This window comes from Shewanella sp. M16 (assembly GCF_018224605.1).
Lineage (GTDB): Bacteria > Pseudomonadota > Gammaproteobacteria > Enterobacterales > Shewanellaceae > Shewanella > Shewanella oncorhynchi.
In genome coordinates, this window is the sequence record NZ_JAGTUL010000056.1 from 1 (window position 1) to 17570 (window position 17570).

The following is a 17570-nucleotide window of genomic DNA, read 5'->3' on the forward strand; positions in this document are numbered from 1 at the left end:
TTAGGCCTGCCGCCAGCGTTCAATCTGAGCCATGATCAAACTCTTCAATTAAAGTTTTGTTGTTTGACTGACGTCAAACGGCTCAATGAATTCTACTGTTTTGATTCGCTTTGCTCACTAAGAAGCATCGCGTTTCAATTCATACATTACTGTATGTACATATTACTATGAACACTCAATCATGCTTCCCGTTAAGGAAAATGACTTGAAAACATTGATTTAAATTTTTGACTGCCAACCCGAAGGTTAAGCAGTTTCGATTAACTCAACACCTGTGAGTGTCCACACAGATTTGCTTGATAAATTGTTAAAGAGCGTTGACCACGCACTGAGTTTTCAGCGGGTCAGGGCTGCGTATTCTACGCATTCCCGTTAGTGCGTCAAGTAGTTTTTTCAACTTTCTTAACACTCATCGTTTAGCTCGCTAACCGATGAACTGCATGGCTTTCTTTGCTTAACTTGCGTTACGCTGTCTGCCGTGTCAGTGGATGCGCATTATAGGGAGATTGAGAAAGTCCGCAAGGGCTTTTTATCGATCATTGAATCGCACGTCGATATTTTAAACGTTATGACCATTTTTTAGCTTATAAGCTCTATTTATCGGAGATAAGTAAGGTTTTTTATCTAATAATTGATAATTCACGCTCAATATTTCAGCAATGGTCTAGTGTAAAAGTAAATAATTCATTACCATATACTTGCTGTTAACAGTTATTTATCAATTTCCCATTCATCAGAGAGCATTCTTATGCAAAAGTCATTTCTTATTGTCTTGATTGTCGCCATTGTTGGCGCAGTAGCACTATCTCAGTTCGCAACGCCATTATCAGCTATTGCTTTTGTCGCTGGCGCTATCATTGCAAGTCTTGTTTTTAAATTTGTTCCAGAGACTTCATCATCTCATACTTCAGAAGAACAATATGTTGGCCCTACAATGACCTTATATGTAGGTAACCTGCCTTATCGTGTTCATGAGGGTGAAGTAAAAGTATTATTTGGCGAATTTGGTCCAGTAAACTCTGTGCGTTTAGTCAGAGATCGTAAGACAGGTCGTCGTAAAGGTTTTGGTTTTGTGGAGATGTCAGAATCAGGCGCTCAGAAAGCCATGGTTAAACTAAATGACTATAGTTTCCAAGAAAGAACCTTAAAAGTAAGAGAAGCAAAAACACAAGATTCGGAAGCTGCCGACCGTACAGGGACAGACGAGTAGCATTACCGCTTAAACTGTTTTGCTTTATTTTGTAATTTAGTTGGTTGTGGTGATTCGTTCGATAGTTGAAAAGCCACAATCAATTAATGTTGTTGTTAACCCTTCGCTGATTCCCACCTTAGTATAGAAAGCTTGCATCACTGACTCCCTTACGGCTTCTCTCTCATCTGTTACTCTGTGCTCTTCCACAATAAGATTCTGTTGCGTTAAAAGAGTGACAACTCGCTTAGCAATAGCAGCGCCAGAATCCATTAGTTTTACGCCCGCACCGAGCACTTGTTGTAATTCAGCTTTGATCATAGGGAAATGAGTGCAACCTAATACGAGAACATCCAATTGTGCGGCAACGACTGGTGCCAGTAACTGTGCCAATCTATGCATATCCAACATTCCAGTCGCCACTTTTTGTTCTGCCATCATCACTAATTCAGAACAACCAAAGAGTTCGACATGGCAATCATCAGCAAATTGGCTGATGAGTTCATGGGTATAATGACGCTTAACTGTGCCAGGTGTAGCCAAGAGTCCAATACGTTTACTCTTAGACATTAGAGCGGCGGGTTTAATGGCGGGGACAACACCTACGACAGGGACTGAAAGATGTGCACGTAATGCCGGTAACACAACAGTACTTGCAGTATTGCAGGCAACGACCACTATCATTGCATTGGTACGAGCCACTAGATCGCATACTAATTCGACACAGCCAGAAATTAATACCTGCTCTTCCAGCTCACCATAGGGCAACCTAGCGTTGTCGAAAAGATAGCAATAGTCGCTATCGGGTAAACTCTTACGGATTTCAGCCAGTACAGATAGGCCACCAATCCCAGAATCAAACACTAATATAGGTCGCGACAAGCGAATCTCCAGTTTCGGATATATAAATAAACTATACAGATTGGACGCATTAACGATTCGATGGCTGCTTTACCGACGGAATCCAGCCAAATACCATAGAACCACATTCAAGTGCGCGGATTTTCCCATAGCTTTGCGAAAACAGCAAAAGCAAGATACTGGACATTCGTGTCACCTAGTATAATATTTGCGCCCCAATTTACAGCAACGGTGAATCAAACAATGAACTTAGCAGCAATGGACCCTCAGACTTATGATGCGCAGTTAGAACACAAGCGTATCAAGCTAGAACAAGCCTTTGCCCAATTTGAAACACCGAGTGTTGAAGTTTTTGCCTCAGAGCCAGCTAACTACCGTATGCGCGCCGAATTCCGCATCTGGCATGATGGTGACGACTTATACTATTACATGTTCGATAAAGTATTGAATGAGAAAGTACGTTGCGATCAATACTTACCAGCTAGCGTGCTCATAAATCAAATGATGTCGGCCTTAATCGCCGAGCTGAAACCGAATCCGAGTCTAAGGCACAAACTGTTCCAAGTGGATTTTTTGTCGACTTTAAGCGGCGAGATCTTAGTGTCTTTGCTTTATCACAGGCAGCTTGATGACCAATGGCGCGCCGATGCGACTGCACTGAAAGCCAAGTTAAGTAGCCAGTTTAACGTCAATATTATCGGCCGTGCCCGTAAGCAAAAAATCGATTTAGATAAAGACTTTGTGGTTGAGTCATTACAAGTAAATGATAAAACCTTCTTATATAAGCAAATCGAGAACAGCTTTACTCAACCGAATGCCAAAGTTTCCGTAAAAATGTTGGAGTGGGCTATTGATGCGACTCAAAACAGTAAGGGAGACTTACTCGAGCTCTACTGTGGTAATGGCAACTTTTCTATCGCACTGGCGCAAAACTTTAATCGCGTATTGGCAACCGAACTCGCTAAGCCTTCAGTCGATGCGGCGCAATACAATATCGAAGTGAATGGTATTGGTAATCTGCAGATTATTCGTATGTCAGCCGAAGACTTTAGCGATGCCATGGCGAAGAAACGCAGCTTTAGACGTTTAGAAGGTATCGATCTTGACAGCTATGTTTGCAACACCATTTTTGTCGACCCACCACGCGCGGGGATTGATCCTGATACGCTGGCGTTAGTCCAAGGTTATGAGCGGATTTTGTATATTTCCTGCAACCCTGAAACCTTAAAAGATAACCTGCAACAACTGAACGAAACCCATAAGGTGACCCGCTTTGCCTTGTTTGATCAGTTCCCTTACACAGATCACATGGAAACGGGTGTACTACTCGAGCGTCGTTAATCACTTCAGATACACTGAGCTCGACTGCAGAACACTTAAACGTAAATTCGCTAAAAAATAATGGAGCCTTAGGCTCCATTATTTTAGTGAATCTGCATCTCACTCAGATTAGCGGTGTTCAACCTTATGCTGCAAAGCCTCGGCGCCTTTGGCGACCATGCGCAATTGCATGACTAATTGATCGGCAAGAATTTTGCGGTCAGCCCGTTTCATATCTAATGCGGAAGCGCCAGCATTAAACACCAGAGTCACTAAAGCTTCAGCCTGTGCACGGGCTAGCAAGGGGGTTCGACCCGCTTTGGCTTCGGTATAATGAGCCAATTCAGAAATAAAATGTTCAATTTCGCGGGCAACTGCCGCACGGAATGCTGCCGAGGTTCCAGAGCGTTCATGCAATAAAATACGGAATACGTTTGGATTCGAATCAAGCACTTCCATAAAGGTATCAACGGAAATACGGATCACACTGCCACCCACTTCAGCTCGCTGACGGCCTTTACGCATCATCTGCCTTAGGGTTAACCCGCCCTCGTCCACCATAGTAAGACCGAGTTCGTTCATATCTTTAAAATGGCGATAAAAAGATGTCGGCGCGATATTAGCTTCCCGAGCAACCTCTCGTAAACTCAGGCTTGAGAAACTGCGCTCAGCACTTAGCTGATTAAAGGCCGCATCGACTAAAGCTCTGCGAGTTTTCTCTTTTTGCTGTGCTCGAATACCCATTCTTAAATCCGCTAACTGAATGTAATAACGCGATAATACCGCTTTTAGGCATTAAACACAGCCCCATCGTCCTTGACCAAACAATATAGCTAAGCTAAATTAGCTTACAGATGTACGCTCAAAAGCGAATTTTGGAAACCTATAATGAAAAAACCCCCTATCATCTGGCTTAATGTCAGTCTGTTTGCCATCACTTTCCTCAGTGCGGTAATTTTAGTTCCATGGCGCGGTATTGTTCATGGCTATGGTGCCAGTGAATGGATCGCTTTTATTGTTTTAGCCTTTGCCAGTGGCCTGTCAATCACCGCGGGTTATCACAGACTCTGGTCACACAAGGCCTATAAAGCCCATCCGGCGGTGCGTTTTATATATGCCCTTGGTGGTGCTTTAGCATTACAAAACAGTGCATTGCACTGGGCATCTGATCACAGAGTCCACCACAAGCACGTAGATGATAACGACAAGGACCCGTACTCAGCCAAAATGGGATTCTGGTACAGCCATATCGGTTGGATGCTGCGTGAGTATCAGTCGCAACGCTATCACGATTATCAAAATGTGCGTGATCTGCAAAATGACCGTATTGTCATGTGGCAACACAAACATTACCTCGCACTCGTTTTGCTGATGAACATTGGGCTGCCTGCACTGCTTGGTTGGCTCAATGGTGACGTGCTGTCTATGTTATTGATGGCGGGTTTACTGCGTTTAGTGGTGGTGCATCACTGCACTTTCTTTATCAACTCTTTAGCCCACGTGTGGGGCAGTCAGCCTTATACCGATAAGAATACCGCCCGCGATAATGGCTTCTTGGCCATGTTGACCTACGGTGAGGGTTATCATAATTTCCATCATATTTTCGAAAATGACTATCGTAATGGCATTAAATGGTGGCACTACGATCCAACCAAATGGTTGATTAAGTCATTATCTTGGTTGGGATTAGCTAAGGATTTGCGTACGAGTCCACAGGAACGTATCGAGAGCGCACGCTTACAAATGCAGTTATTACGTACCAAGCGGAAGGTTAATAACCTGCCTAATGCCGATGAAATTATTGAAAAAATTCAAGCAGAGTATGAGTTATTAAAGCTGCACTTAATGGATTACTATCAAGCACAGAAAACCTTGCTTGAGGCCAAGCGTAAGCAACTTGTCGATCAGCAACTATTGCAACAAGTTGAAGAGCTAAAGGCACGTTTCTTAGTCCAGCAAAAACATTGGCACAGCCTGACCGCAACTTATAGCTAAGCCACAATTCTACCCGAAAGTCATACGGCCACCTTGCATGGTGGCCGTATCTGATTATGATGATGCCTTAATCACTTAAATAGGCTGTTGAGATCATGTCAGATTCCCTAGTTACACTCCCAGAATCAATCAAGCTAACAGAATATAGTCATGGCGCAGGTTGTGGCTGCAAAATATCCCCTAAAGTGCTCAGCACTATCTTAGCCTCGCAATTACCTGTATTTACCGATCCAAATCTGCTGGTTGGTAATCAGAGCCGCGACGATGCTGCAGTGTACAAACTCAATGATGACATAGGCATCATTAGCACTACCGATTTTTTTATGCCAATAGTTGACGATCCATTCACCTTCGGTCGTATCGCAGCGACCAATGCGATCAGCGATATTTATGCCATGGGCGGCACGCCTATTATGGCGATTGCAATTTTAGGTTGGCCAATCAATAAACTACCCGCAGAAATCGCACAGCAAGTGGTCGATGGCGGCAGACAAGCCTGCATGGAAGCGGGGATCATGCTAGCCGGTGGTCATAGCATAGACGCACCCGAACCTATTTTTGGTCTCGCGGTTACCGGGCAAATTGCCTTAAGCGATTTAAAACAGAATGATACCGCTAAAGCCGGCGATCGTTTATATCTCACTAAACCTATCGGCATTGGTATTTTAACCACAGCGCAAAAACAGAAAAAACTCCGCGATGAAGATAGTCTCATTGCGGTCAATGCCATGTGCCAACTCAATACTATAGGCGCGACCATAGCAAAAATTAGCGGTGTAAATGCCCTGACCGATGTCACAGGTTTTGGACTGGCGGGACACTTACTCGAAATGTGCCAAGGCGCCAACCTCACTGCGAAGCTTAAATTTGATGCAGTGCCATTGTTACCACGCGCCTTAGATTATTTAGCTTTAGGTTGTGTTCCTGGTGGGACTCACCGTAATTACGACAGTTATGGCGAGCATCTCCCTGAACTCAGCGAGCATCAAAAAGCGATACTGTGCGATCCGCAAACCAGTGGTGGCCTGTTAGTTGCCGTCTCTGCCGCAGCTGAAGCGGAATTAATCGCCCTACTCGATGCGAACCACATAACCCCAATCTGCATTGGGTCACTGGAAACACCGACCACAACAGCGAATGTGGTGTTGTGCTGATGCCAAGCGCTATTATAGCCGCAGAGCAATATCGGGAAATTTTCCTCAACCAACATCCCATAATGGATGTGCGAGCGCCCATAGAGTTTACTCGAGGTGCGTTTCCCAACTCGACCAACTTGCCCTTGATGCTGGATAGTGAAAGGGGAAAAGTCGGTACTTGTTATAAGCAATTTGGTCAGCAAGCCGCGATTGCATTAGGTCATTCACTAGTGAATGGTCCCATCAAGCAACAGAGAATCGAGGCTTGGGCTAGCTATGTTAAAGCCAATCCTAATGCTTACATTTATTGCTTTCGCGGCGGCCTGCGCTCGCAACTCACGCAACAATGGCTCAAAGAAGTGGGGATCGAAGTCCCTTATATTCAGGGTGGCTATAAGGCCATGCGCCAATATCTGATTGGCGTGATTGAAGCGGCACCGACTCAGCAACCGTTATTGAGTTTGAGCGGGATGACGGGCTGCGGTAAAACCGATTTTCTACTACAGCGTAAAGAAGCGGTTGATCTTGAAGGGATAGCCAATCACAGAGGCTCTAGTTTTGGAAAGAATATCGACCCACAGCCAACGCAGATTAACTTTGAAAATCAACTCGCCATTGCCTTGCTACAGCACCAAACAAGTGGCGCGGCGTGTTTACTGCTCGAGGATGAAAGCTTCCTGATTGGGCGTTCGGCGCTGCCGCAGACATTTTACAATGCCATGCAAGCCGCTAATGTTTTAGTGCTAGAAGAGTCGGACGATGCGAGGCTCGAACGCTTACGCTATGAATATGTGCATAAAATGTATAGCGGCTTCTGTGAGCGCCTAGGGCCGGAAGCAGGTTTTGCGGCTTTCAGTGAATATCTATTACAGAGTTTAGTGAGCATTCGCAAACGTCTAGGCGGAAAACAACATCAAGAACTGCAAGATTTGATGCAACAAGCCCTCTATCAACAAATCAACCAGAATGACACTTCGCTGCACTTAGTCTGGATAAACCTGTTATTGCACAAGTATTACGATCCTATGTATCAATACCAATTACAGAAAAAGTCCGAACGTGTTCTTTTTAAAGGCTCACATCAAGCGATGCATGAGTGGTTGGATAGTTATCAAACTCGATAAATTACCCACGCATAAATGAGATAACCGCGAACATTAGATCCGCGGCTATCACTTTATTTCATGCCTTAACGAATTTAAAACTTGCCCAGCAGGCTCGCCACTTGGACTCTCAAAGATTCCTTATTCGCAAGCTTACCATCGACGGCATCCGTTAAATCCACCGACACCCTTGACCAAAAACGCTTGGGCATTTTAGCTAAGGCATGTCCGCCCTTGTGGCTAAAGTAAGATCCCCATAATCCGTGCAATGCCATAGGAATGACTGGCACAGGATCTCTGGCCAAAATCTTATCAATTCCGGGACGAAAATCGCCAAGTTCACCGTCAGGTGTGAGTCGACCCTCAGGGAAAATACATACCAACTCGTCATTGGCGAGCGCTTCATGAATCGCCTCGAAGGCACGATTATAGGTCTCTTCACTTTGCTTAGGCGAACAGATAGGGATCACACCTGCATGGCGGAACAAATACTTCAACAGAGGAATTTCGCTGATGGATTTATCCATCACAAAGCGGATTGGCCGTGTCGACGCTCCCATAATAATCAATGCATCCACATAACTCACATGGTTACAGACTATGATGCCAGCCCCTTCCTTTGGAATTTTCTCTCGGCCTGTGACTGTCACTCGATACATGACATGACTGAGTAAGTAACTGATAAATCGTTGTGTAAATTCTGGTACTTGTGAATAAACATAGAGCGCGACTACAGCATTCATCACGGCGAGTAGCAGAAATAACTGTGGAATAGTCCAACCTGCAACGCCCAGCAACAGCATAGATAACAGTGCCGAAACCACCATAAACAATGAGTTCATAATGTTATTGGCGGCAATCGCCTGAGCACATTCACCCTTAGGCGAACGAGATTGAATAAACGCATAAAGGGGGACGATAAACAAACCGCCGCTAACGCCGATCATAAAGAAATCCAGCATCACCCGATAATGTTGCGACTCGCCAATAAAGGCCTTTAATCCATAGACAAAACCAGCATCCACTGGCGCAGGTGGAATAGCCCAAAGCAAATCGACACCAAAAATAGTTAATCCCAATACCCCAAATGGCAGTAAACCGAGCTCCACATGGCCGTAGGAGAAACGTTCACAAACGAAGGAGCCAACAGCAATCCCGATGGAAAACATGCCTAATAATAATGACACCACAGTCGCACCAGAATGCAAATGCAGCTTAGCAAAGTTAGGAAACTGAGTCAGATAGGTAGCACCTAAAAACCAAAACCAACTGATAGCGAGGATAGCCATCCAGATTGAAGGCGTTTGACGGGCTTTTTTGATGCTACGCCAAGTGCCCGATAACGGCCTGAAACGTATTTTTTCAATGACGCCCTGCGGTGGTAATGCAGGAATCGCTCGGCTCGATAAATATCCTGCAAAGGCTAATACAGCAACAGTAATCGCCGACCAAAGCGTACCGTTTTCATCAGAAACCAAGATCCCCGCACTCAAAGTGCCCACCAGAATAGAGAGAAAAGTGCCCATCTCAACCCAAGCGTTGCCTGTGACTAACTCGTCCTCTTTCAACGCTTGGGGTAACAAGGAATATTTAACCGGACCGAAGTATGCAGACTGACTACCCGTTAAAAATAATAGTAATAACATCATCATGTAGCTCTCGCTCAGAATCGCAATCGCGGCGCTAAACATGATGATGACTTCGAGTAGTTTCAATCGGCGAATGAGTTTAGCCTTATCCATATTATCGGCGACCACACCCGCATGGGCCGAAAAGAGGAAAAATGGCAAAATGAACACCCCAGCCGCCAAGTTTACAAACATATCGACGCTTATGGGTAGGTCTTTCACTTGGCTAAAGGTCACTAGTAACAGCAACACATTTTTATAGATGTTGTCATTCAATGCGCCTAAGCACTGAGTCGCAAAATAGGGTAAAAAACGTTTTGTTAGCAGCATGATAGTTCCTTCTGGTAACCCATTCCTTGTAAATAAGCTTGTACGTGACTCTTGAGTAAATCCCGCAGTGATAATGACTCAGCGAAGAGCTTATTATCGAGTGACAGAGAGGTCAGCCCATGAATTCCCCCCCATAATACCCGACTCATACTGAGATGCTGCACCTGCGTAACCTCGGGAAATAGTTGCGCCAATTCACGCTCAATCAGAATAAATAACCCCGTAATCAATTGCCCTTGCGATTCGGGCAAGGGTTCAGAATCGAGTAATTGCAGCTCAAAAACCAGCTTAAAAGCTTGGCGCTGCTCATGGGCGAATTGACTATACTCCCAAGCCATTGCAATAATTTTACCTAAACTGTCGGCCGCACGAACACCCGTCAATCGGTCGTGCAAAGTCCTAAGCGTTGACTCAGAAACCGCCAGTAATAAATAGTTGTAGCTGCCGAAAATATTGATCAAGGTACTAGGGACATAACCAATTTGGCTGGCCACTTTGCGTAAGCTGAGCCCTATGGCACCTTGATCTATCAGTAACTCAGTTGCCGCTTGTATTGCCATCGCGCGAATTTCATCATGGCTGTGTTCTTTTCGTCTGGCCATAGGTCTCATCCCCTGTTGAATAGCAAGAGACTAACAGTAGTTAAAATAAAAAACAACGTTCAAAATAAGTTTGTTTTACGTACAGAAGAGGGTAAATAATGAAGGATATTATTGAAGATGATGGATAAAGATAGGCACTCGAATTAGACTCCCTCAGCAAGCCGAACAGGATTCTGTGGGATGACATCACCTAAAAGAGCATAAAAAACGGCGCGCTCAGTCAGCACACCGTCCATTATTTTGATTTAAAAATCGTTCTTAATTCAAAGGTGATTTTTATTTGAGGATAATCTTTGGTTCAAAGATAAGCACGCGATTTAAGGCCTGCGATAAGTCATCACAACCCTATCTGCGCCAGCGCCAAAATAATCGGCCTCAAAAGTTGAATCAATGAAACCTAAATGCTGATATAAACCATGGGCAGGGTTACTCGGATCAACGGTTAAACACACCCGCTCAACTGACACGGGCAACTCGGCTAAACATTGTTGCATCAAACGTTTGCCGAATCCCTTCCCGCGAGCATTTTCACTCACTGCGACAGATAATATCCACATGCAGTTAGGATCGCTACTCTGGGTACTGAGCAAATAGCCTTGTAGCTGATTATCTGCATCCACGGCCACTAAAAATTGCTCTGGCCAACAATCAAATCCCTGACGGAAGAAGAAATCAGGATAGCTGTGCTCACCAAAAATGGCCTGTTCGAGCTGATAAACCGCGAATAACTCTGACTTTAATACCGGACGTATAGACTGCATTTGAAAATCATTCACCTATTAAAATCTTATCCCACTCTAAGTTGGGTGCACCAACTACGATGAAATTAGGGTTTTCTAAGCTCTCGCGCTCATTGTAGGTTAACGGTTGCAGCTCAGTATCCATCAACTGTCCACCCGCTTCCTCGACGATAATTTGCGCGGCTCCCGTGTCCCACTCACCCGTTGGTCCGACTCGTACATAACAATCAGCACGACCTTCGGCGACAAGACAACTCTTTAACGCTGCGCCACCCATCACGACTAACTCGCAGTGTTTGGGATGGTTGAATAGGGTCAACACAGATTGGGGGTCCTGACGGCGACTTACGGCCAATCTTAGGGATACCTTTTCACGGTGCTCAATTTGGCGACTGCTAATACGCACTTCTTGTTTATCCGTGCGTTTGTACGCCCCTAAACCAGCAATAGCGTAATAACACACTTGCGTCATAGGCACATAAACCACGCCCATCACAGGACGATTGTGTTCCACCAGCGCGATAATGACTGAAAAATCACCACTGCCTGCGATAAACTCCCCCGTACCATCGAGCGGATCCACCAACCAATAGCGCTTCCAAGATTCACGCACACTCAACGGAATGTCAGCGGCTTCTTCAGATAACACTGGAATATCAGGCGTTAAGGCGGTTAATCGGTCACAAATGATCTTGTTCGCCGCTAAATCTGCGGAAGTGACAGGGGTATTGTCAGACTTCATTTCTCGCTCAAAATTACCTTTGAGATAAATGTCACGGATAGTTATCCCTGCATCGGTCGCAATCGCAATAACTTCGTCGATCAACTCTTCTGGCTTCATAACAACTCCAATCGCCTGCTGAGCGAATGTTTTGCAAGCGTGCAAACTCTGAACGCTTAAAAGGAAAAAGATTATTTAAGTTATATACCCAAGCTACCTGAAGATACGAGTTTCAGAGCGCCTAGGGTGCTTCAATTCAAGGCGCATCAATGACAGAATGTCGGCCACCTTTTAAATTGATGCAACGCCGAAGTGGAGTGCCCTAGGCGCTCCGTCCCGGCGGGTTTTAACGCACTTTATGCTGTGTTGGTTATTTTTAACTTAGCCCGCTAGGTCTGCAAATAACCGCCTTGCCTAAAGTGCGTTAAACTCCCGCTGAATCCTGCATCTTCAGGTTGTTTGGGTATAAATATTTTTGCGCCAAAAACAACGCGCTCACACTACGGGATTCAGAAAAATCGACATCATCGAGCAAGGCTTCCCAATCGGCGAGCGCCCAAGGCACCACATCAATTGGCTCAGGCTCATCACCTTCAAGGCGACTCTCATACAGATCTTCTGCAAGAAAAATTTGCATCTTACTAGAGAAATAACCCGGAGCTAGGCTGAGTTCTTTCAGTAAGGTGAGCTTATTCGATCCAAAGCCAATTTCTTCCTGTAATTCACGGTTAGCAGCTTCTATTGCAGTCTCACCGGGATCGATCAAACCTTTTGGGAAACCGAGTTCGTAATTATCAGTTCCTGCAGCATATTCGCGTGCCAGTAGCATTTTACCTTGATGAATAGGCACTATCATCACAGCGCCACGACTACCGCCTTTCATGCGCTCATATTGGCGCTCTACACCATTGGAGAACTTAAGATGCACTTGCTCAATTTGAAATAATCGGCTTCTCGCGACAACTTCGGTATGCAATATTTCCGGCTTATTCTGCCGTTGCGACATAACTGCCTCTGGATAAAAAAGCGATAAATTAAATAAGGTAAGTGACAATCTTACTATCCTGTCTTTAATCTACAACCTGAATTTATTACATGCTCCTAATGGTAAGCCACAAATCCTTTGCGATATGCATCACAAACCCAGCCCAGCCTTAAGTGAACACCTTCAAAATATTCTCAAATACGATGTTTTATTGGATAGTAAAAAGGGGCGAATGCCCCTTTTGATATGCTAACGCTTAAAATTGATATCGTAGATTGAGCTGGTAACTGAGGAAATCATTAGGCTCGATATCCACATATTGATATCCCAAACCTACAGACCATGAATCACTAAATTGATAGCTAAAACGCACGCCCGCATACCAATCTGTACCATCAAGCTCTGTAGTTAAACGACTATTGCCCATAGTGCTACTGATATCCGCTTGCCACCTAAACAATCCGATGGGTACTTCAAACCGCCAAGCTTCATGTTGGAGTAAAGTGAAACGTAATCCCAGCATGACACCATCGGCCAGTACTGGCGTCACGGCTTTGACCTGCTCTTGATATTGCTCAGGGGTGAGACTTGCGCCCTCAATCCTCGCAGTCCCATTACCAAAGTCGGCATAGCCTAATTCGATGGCAACAAAGGGAGTCCATTGATAACCGATACTCACCCCCAAAGCAGTATCTTTATCATCAACCGATGTTACAAAGCCTGTCCCCGCTTGTGGCTGTAGATCTCGCCTGCTGCTATCAACCTGAGCTTGCCCGACAAATCCCTCGACATACCAGTTATCAGCCGCATTTGCTTGATTAACGGAGCCTGCGAGCAACACAGCGCCCAAAACTAATTTATGTAATTCCTTACGGCGAATTAATCCCATTGTAAGAATCAAACCTAATGCCCATAAGGACATACTGCCTCCACCCGACTTGTTATCTATCACCACATCTTGGTATGCCTTAACTGTGATTAACGCTTGCCCAGTTGCTTCGCCGCCCAATCCATCACTAATCTGATAACTCACAGTATCTACTCCATCAAATCCAGTTTTAGGGATATAACGTAGTTTATTAGACTCAACAGAAACCGTTCCTTGCTGCGCGGTTGCGCTGACTAAGGTTAAAACGTTGCCATCGGGATCACTGTCATTACTCAACACATCGAGTAACAAGCTCGTTCTGTCATCTATGGCAGCACTATCGTTCACTGTCGTAGGTGCCGTATTGCCATTAACAATCACAGTCAACTCACTACTCGCAGTACCACCTTTACCATCGGTAATGCTATACACCAGCACATCTGTACCGATGAAATCGGTTGCTGGCGTGTAACTTAACTGCTGATTAGCCAAGATAACTACAGTTCCGAACTCGCTGGTGACTTGTGTTACCGTCAAGGCATCACCATCGCTATCCGTATCATTGGCGAGCACATCGACATCGAGACTCTGATTCCAAGGTAAAGATGCCGTATCTGGGTTCGCCACAGGTAAATGGTTACCATTGAGTATTACTGACACGCCACTTGGGTCGACAATGGTTCGGTTAGCGACGCCATCGTCATCGTTTGGCCCACCATCTTCTATGGTTAACTGAACACACCAATGGCCTTCAGTTAATCCAGAAGTCCAACGATTATCTCCAGGAGGAGGGCAGAAACCACGCTCACCTTCACTACTGGCGACACTATTGCGCGCATCAATCACAAAATCCTTCCAACCATTTTGGGCTTGATACTTACGATATACTGCATTGGCAGGAACTGGCGAACGTTGTGGTATCACCAGACTGTAACTCTGCCCTTGTTGCGGTAGTCCTGTCGCAATGAAGTCAAAAATCCCCCCCACATTAGCCGCGATACTGTCTTCAGGAACCAGATTAGGTAATAGTTGAATACCACTTTGCTCTTGCATCAGTGCAATATTACCTAAGCGTAAGCACACGCCCGCTTGCCCCTCAGCCAAGAAGTACACAGGCTGTAACTCACCTTCAGGCATCACGTTACAATCATTGATTGCATCCAAGTAATCTGGAATGCCATCGCGGTCTGTATCGGTAAATCCCTCTTGGTTATCAGGGATCAAATCACCGTCGGTATCAGTCCCAGTCAGAGGTGGCAAAGATGGGCGCACAACAATATAAACTTTCTCCGTGGTAGACAGCGCGGGTAAGCCGCTATCCGTCACAGTCAGGCTCACAGGATAAATGCCCGGCAAGACCTCTGTCGGCAAGAAGAACATTCCCGCATCATCGGACTGCAAGTTCAGCGCGCCACTCGACCATACAGGTGTCAAAGTATCGTTCATGTTGGCATCGCTAATCTGCGCATGAATATGAACCTCGCCACCATTTTGTGCCACGATCAACTGACGTTCACCCGCTTGAGTCACCTCAAGAGTCACACTCGGGGCAATGTTAGCCTCAGTGATCGACACTTGTGTTTGCTTCTTACTGCCTAAATTCAAACTTGGATCTAGGCTGATCAACACATCTTCTTCAGCCTCAACTTCCCCATCCTCTATTGTTCTAAAGTGAATATGGGCCAATGTACCTGAAGTAATCTCCACTACCGCATCGACTAAGTCATGATCATTGCTGTCCGCGGAACCTGCAACCGTATAAGGAACTGATATTGGATACTCAGGCGCATCACCGTTTAAGTGAATACTAACAACAACCTCATTACCCTCACCCACGACTTGATCTTTACTCAAGGAAATTAATGGATGCACTTTTACTTTCTGAGCCTTAGTCGCTTTGTTGCCATCACGATCTACGGCTTGCCAGTAAGCAAGATAACTACCAGGGGCAAAGAATAAACGCTTATCGACCAAAGAAACGGGCAGTGGATGACCATTACGATCGACGGCCTTCGCAAACCCTAGATCCACCCGAGTGAACAAGCCTGTTGCATTAACCTCAACATCACTAGGTACAGTAATAACAGGTAAATTGTCAGCCTCCCCACCTTCTACCAGTAAGTTGACTTTTGCACTTGCGCGCCCTTTCTGACCATCACTAATGGTATAACGAAGTGCGACCGGACCAACATAAGCTGCAGGGGCAGTAAATATGAGTCCATCAGCAGTAATCTGCACACTACCTATGTCTGCCGCCGCGCCATCGATAGTCAAAGTATCACCGTCCACATCAACATCATTCTCTAGCGCAGGTAGTGTGTATTTATCATCCGCGGTGCTGGCTAGAGTGTAATTATCATCGACAGCTTGTGGGTCATCATTCACTGGCGTGACATTAATGGTGATAGTTGCAGGCTCAGAACTCAGTTCAGCATCCTTAGCAATAAAGCTTATCTGATCTGCACCGTTGAAATCTTTCTCCGGTGTGTATAACCACACAGTTCCATGCTGCTCCAAAGTGCCCGATTCAGGTTGGCTCACCACTTCATAGGTAAGAGGATCACTATCTGCATCCTCCCCAGTAAGCGTGATCATCACAGAGCTATCTTCCTCGAAGGTCACACTTGCACTCGTCGCAACAGGCGCATCGTTAACGTTAGTCACTGTGATACCAAAGCTTTGCTCAGCCGTTAAGCCATCCGTGTCCGTTACACGTAAGGTGACCGGGTGACTGCCCACATCAGCATTGCCAGGCGTGCCGCTGAGTAAACCCGTCGCCGCGTTGAAACTCAACCAGCTCGGTATAGTCACTGCACTCAATGTCAGTACGTCGTCCACATCGACATCTGTAGCGGCAAAGGTATAGCTGTAAACAGCTTCTTGCACAGCGGCCGTAGTTGCTGTTGAAGTGATGGTAGGTGCGTCGTTGCTATTAGTGACTGTAATACTAAACGATTGATCTGCTGTTAATCCGTCAGCGTCCGTCACTCGCAGTAACACAGCATGACTGCCCACATCCGCATTGCTTGGCGTACCACTGAGTAAACCTGTCACCGAGTTGAAACTCAACCAGCTCGGTTTGGTCACTGCGCTCAGCGTTAAGCTGTCGCCAGTATCGGAGTCGCTGGCCACTAAGTTGTAACTGTAAGCGGCATCTTGGGTCGCAGCCGTCACCGCCGTCGAACTAATCGTCGGCGCATCGTTGACGTTAGTCACCGTGATACTAAAGTTTTGCTCAGCCGTTAAGCCATCCGTGTCCGTCACTCGTAAGATGACAGCGTGACTGCCCACATCCGCATTGCTTGGCGTGCCACTGAGTAAACCCGTCGCCGCGTTGAAACTCAACCAGCTTGGTTTGGTCACTGCGCTCAGCGTTAAGCTGTCGCCGGTATCGGAGTCAGTTGCAGTCAAGCTGTAGCTGTACGCCGCATCTTGGGTCGCAGCCGTCACCGCCGTCGAACTAATCGTCGGCGCATCGTTGACGTTAGTCACCGTGATACTAAAGTTTTGCTCAGCCGTTAAGCCATCCGTGTCCGTCACCCGCAGTAACACAGCGTGACTGCCCACATCCGCATTACTCGGCGTGCCACTGAGTAAACCTGTAGTCGCGTTGAAACTCAACCAGCTTGGTTTGGTCACTGCGCTCAAGGTTAAGCTATCGCCAGTATCAGAGTCAGTAGCAGTCAAGCTGTAGCTGTACGCCGCATCTTGAATGGCTGCCGTCACCGCCGTCGAACTAATCGTTGGCGCATCGTTAACGTTGGTGACGGTTATGCTGAAGGACTGGTCAGCGGTTAAGCCATCCGTGTCCGTCACTCGTAAGATGACAGCATGACTGCCCACATCCGCATTGCTTGGCGTACCACTGAGTAAACCTGTCACCGAGTTGAAACTCAACCAGCTCGGTTTGGTCACTGCGCTCAGCGTTAAGCTGTCGCCAGTATCGGAGTCGCTGGCCACTAAGTTGTAACTGTAAGCGGCATCTTGGGTCGCAGCCGTCACCGCCGTCGAACTAATCGTCGGCGCATCGTTGACGTTAGTCACCGTGATACTAAAGTTTTGCTCAGCCGTTAAGCCATCCGTGTCCGTCAC

General features: G+C 46.1%; 13 protein-coding genes. 5 read left to right on the forward strand and 8 right to left on the reverse strand.

Annotated elements, in window-relative coordinates:
- Positions 1–748 precede the first annotated feature (748 nt).
- A complete protein-coding gene (locus KFE26_RS21795) occupies positions 749–1210 on the forward strand; it encodes an RNA-binding protein (protein WP_212601699.1) in 462 nt (153 codons plus the stop codon).
- Positions 1211–1246: 36 nt separating this feature from the next.
- On the opposite strand, the gene murI is transcribed toward KFE26_RS21795, so the two are convergent.
- Positions 1247–2071: a glutamate racemase gene (gene murI, locus KFE26_RS21800; protein WP_212601700.1), complete on the reverse strand. Its 825-nt coding sequence runs from the start codon at positions 2069–2071 to the stop codon at positions 1247–1249.
- Positions 2072–2293: 222 nt separating this feature from the next.
- Here murI and trmA point away from each other — a divergent pair, with 222 nt between their 5' ends.
- A complete protein-coding gene (gene trmA, locus KFE26_RS21805; RefSeq protein ID WP_212601701.1) occupies positions 2294–3391 on the forward strand; it encodes a tRNA (uridine(54)-C5)-methyltransferase TrmA in 1098 nt (365 codons plus the stop codon).
- A 108-nt stretch (positions 3392–3499) separates the two neighbouring features.
- Here trmA and fabR read toward each other — a convergent pair whose 3' ends face one another.
- On the reverse strand, positions 3500–4114 hold the full coding sequence (gene fabR / locus KFE26_RS21810) for an HTH-type transcriptional repressor FabR (protein WP_105251021.1): 615 nt from the start codon (positions 4112–4114) through the stop codon (positions 3500–3502).
- Between the two features lie 144 nt (positions 4115–4258).
- On the opposite strand from fabR, the gene KFE26_RS21815 reads away from it, so the two are divergent.
- From KFE26_RS21815 to mnmH, 3 genes are all read left to right on the forward strand, one after another.
- Positions 4259–5365, forward strand: coding sequence for a fatty acid desaturase (locus KFE26_RS21815; RefSeq protein WP_168826995.1), 1107 nt, complete (start codon positions 4259–4261; stop codon positions 5363–5365).
- 95 nt (positions 5366–5460) lie between these two features.
- Positions 5461–6519: a selenide, water dikinase SelD gene (gene selD, locus KFE26_RS21820; RefSeq protein WP_212601702.1), complete on the forward strand. Its 1059-nt coding sequence runs from the start codon at positions 5461–5463 to the stop codon at positions 6517–6519.
- Positions 6519–7625: a tRNA 2-selenouridine(34) synthase MnmH gene (gene mnmH, locus KFE26_RS21825; protein ID WP_212601703.1), complete on the forward strand. Its 1107-nt coding sequence runs from the start codon at positions 6519–6521 to the stop codon at positions 7623–7625. Before selD ends, mnmH begins: the two co-directional genes overlap by 1 nt.
- Positions 7626–7699: 74 nt before the next feature.
- Here the strand turns inward: mnmH and KFE26_RS21830 are convergent, their stop codons facing one another.
- The 6 genes from KFE26_RS21830 to KFE26_RS21855 form a co-directional block, all read right to left on the reverse strand.
- Positions 7700–9562 (reverse strand): MFS transporter, encoded by a 1863-nt coding sequence (locus tag KFE26_RS21830; RefSeq protein WP_212601704.1) that lies wholly within the window; start codon positions 9560–9562, stop codon positions 7700–7702.
- Positions 9553–10164: a TetR/AcrR family transcriptional regulator gene (locus tag KFE26_RS21835; protein WP_212601705.1), complete on the reverse strand. Its 612-nt coding sequence runs from the start codon at positions 10162–10164 to the stop codon at positions 9553–9555. The genes KFE26_RS21830 and KFE26_RS21835 overlap by 10 nt, the downstream gene beginning before the upstream one ends.
- Before the next feature lie 317 nt (positions 10165–10481).
- Positions 10482–10925, reverse strand: a complete 444-nt coding sequence (locus KFE26_RS21840; RefSeq protein WP_212601706.1) for a GNAT family N-acetyltransferase — start codon at positions 10923–10925, stop codon at positions 10482–10484.
- 7 nt (positions 10926–10932) lie between these two features.
- Entirely contained in the window at positions 10933–11745 is an 813-nt protein-coding gene (gene cysQ / locus KFE26_RS21845) for a 3'(2'),5'-bisphosphate nucleotidase CysQ (protein WP_011848162.1), read from the reverse strand.
- Positions 11746–12049: 304 nt separating this feature from the next.
- On the reverse strand, positions 12050–12631 hold the full coding sequence (nudE, locus tag KFE26_RS21850; protein ID WP_212601707.1) for an ADP compounds hydrolase NudE: 582 nt from the start codon (positions 12629–12631) through the stop codon (positions 12050–12052).
- 235 nt (positions 12632–12866) lie between these two features.
- Positions 12867–17570 (reverse strand): Ig-like domain-containing protein (locus KFE26_RS21855; protein WP_212601708.1); only part of this gene is annotated, 4704 nt, incomplete at its 5' end.

Coding starts and splice junctions, on each gene's coding strand:
- KFE26_RS21795 (WP_212601699.1), top strand. CDS start 749: ATGCAAAAGTCATTTCTTATTGTCTTGATTGTCGCCATTGTTGGCGCA.
- trmA (WP_212601701.1), top strand. CDS start 2,294: ATGAACTTAGCAGCAATGGACCCTCAGACTTATGATGCGCAGTTAGAA.
- fabR (WP_105251021.1), bottom strand. CDS start 4,114: ATGGGTATTCGAGCACAGCAAAAAGAGAAAACTCGCAGAGCTTTAGTC.
- KFE26_RS21815 (WP_168826995.1), top strand. CDS start 4,259: ATGAAAAAACCCCCTATCATCTGGCTTAATGTCAGTCTGTTTGCCATC.
- selD (WP_212601702.1), top strand. CDS start 5,461: ATGTCAGATTCCCTAGTTACACTCCCAGAATCAATCAAGCTAACAGAA.
- mnmH (WP_212601703.1), top strand. CDS start 6,519: ATGCCAAGCGCTATTATAGCCGCAGAGCAATATCGGGAAATTTTCCTC.
- KFE26_RS21830 (WP_212601704.1), bottom strand. CDS start 9,562: ATGCTGCTAACAAAACGTTTTTTACCCTATTTTGCGACTCAGTGCTTA.
- KFE26_RS21835 (WP_212601705.1), bottom strand. CDS start 10,164: ATGGCCAGACGAAAAGAACACAGCCATGATGAAATTCGCGCGATGGCA.
- KFE26_RS21840 (WP_212601706.1), bottom strand. CDS start 10,925: ATGCAGTCTATACGTCCGGTATTAAAGTCAGAGTTATTCGCGGTTTAT.
- cysQ (WP_011848162.1), bottom strand. CDS start 11,745: ATGAAGCCAGAAGAGTTGATCGACGAAGTTATTGCGATTGCGACCGAT.
- nudE (WP_212601707.1), bottom strand. CDS start 12,631: ATGTCGCAACGGCAGAATAAGCCGGAAATATTGCATACCGAAGTTGTC.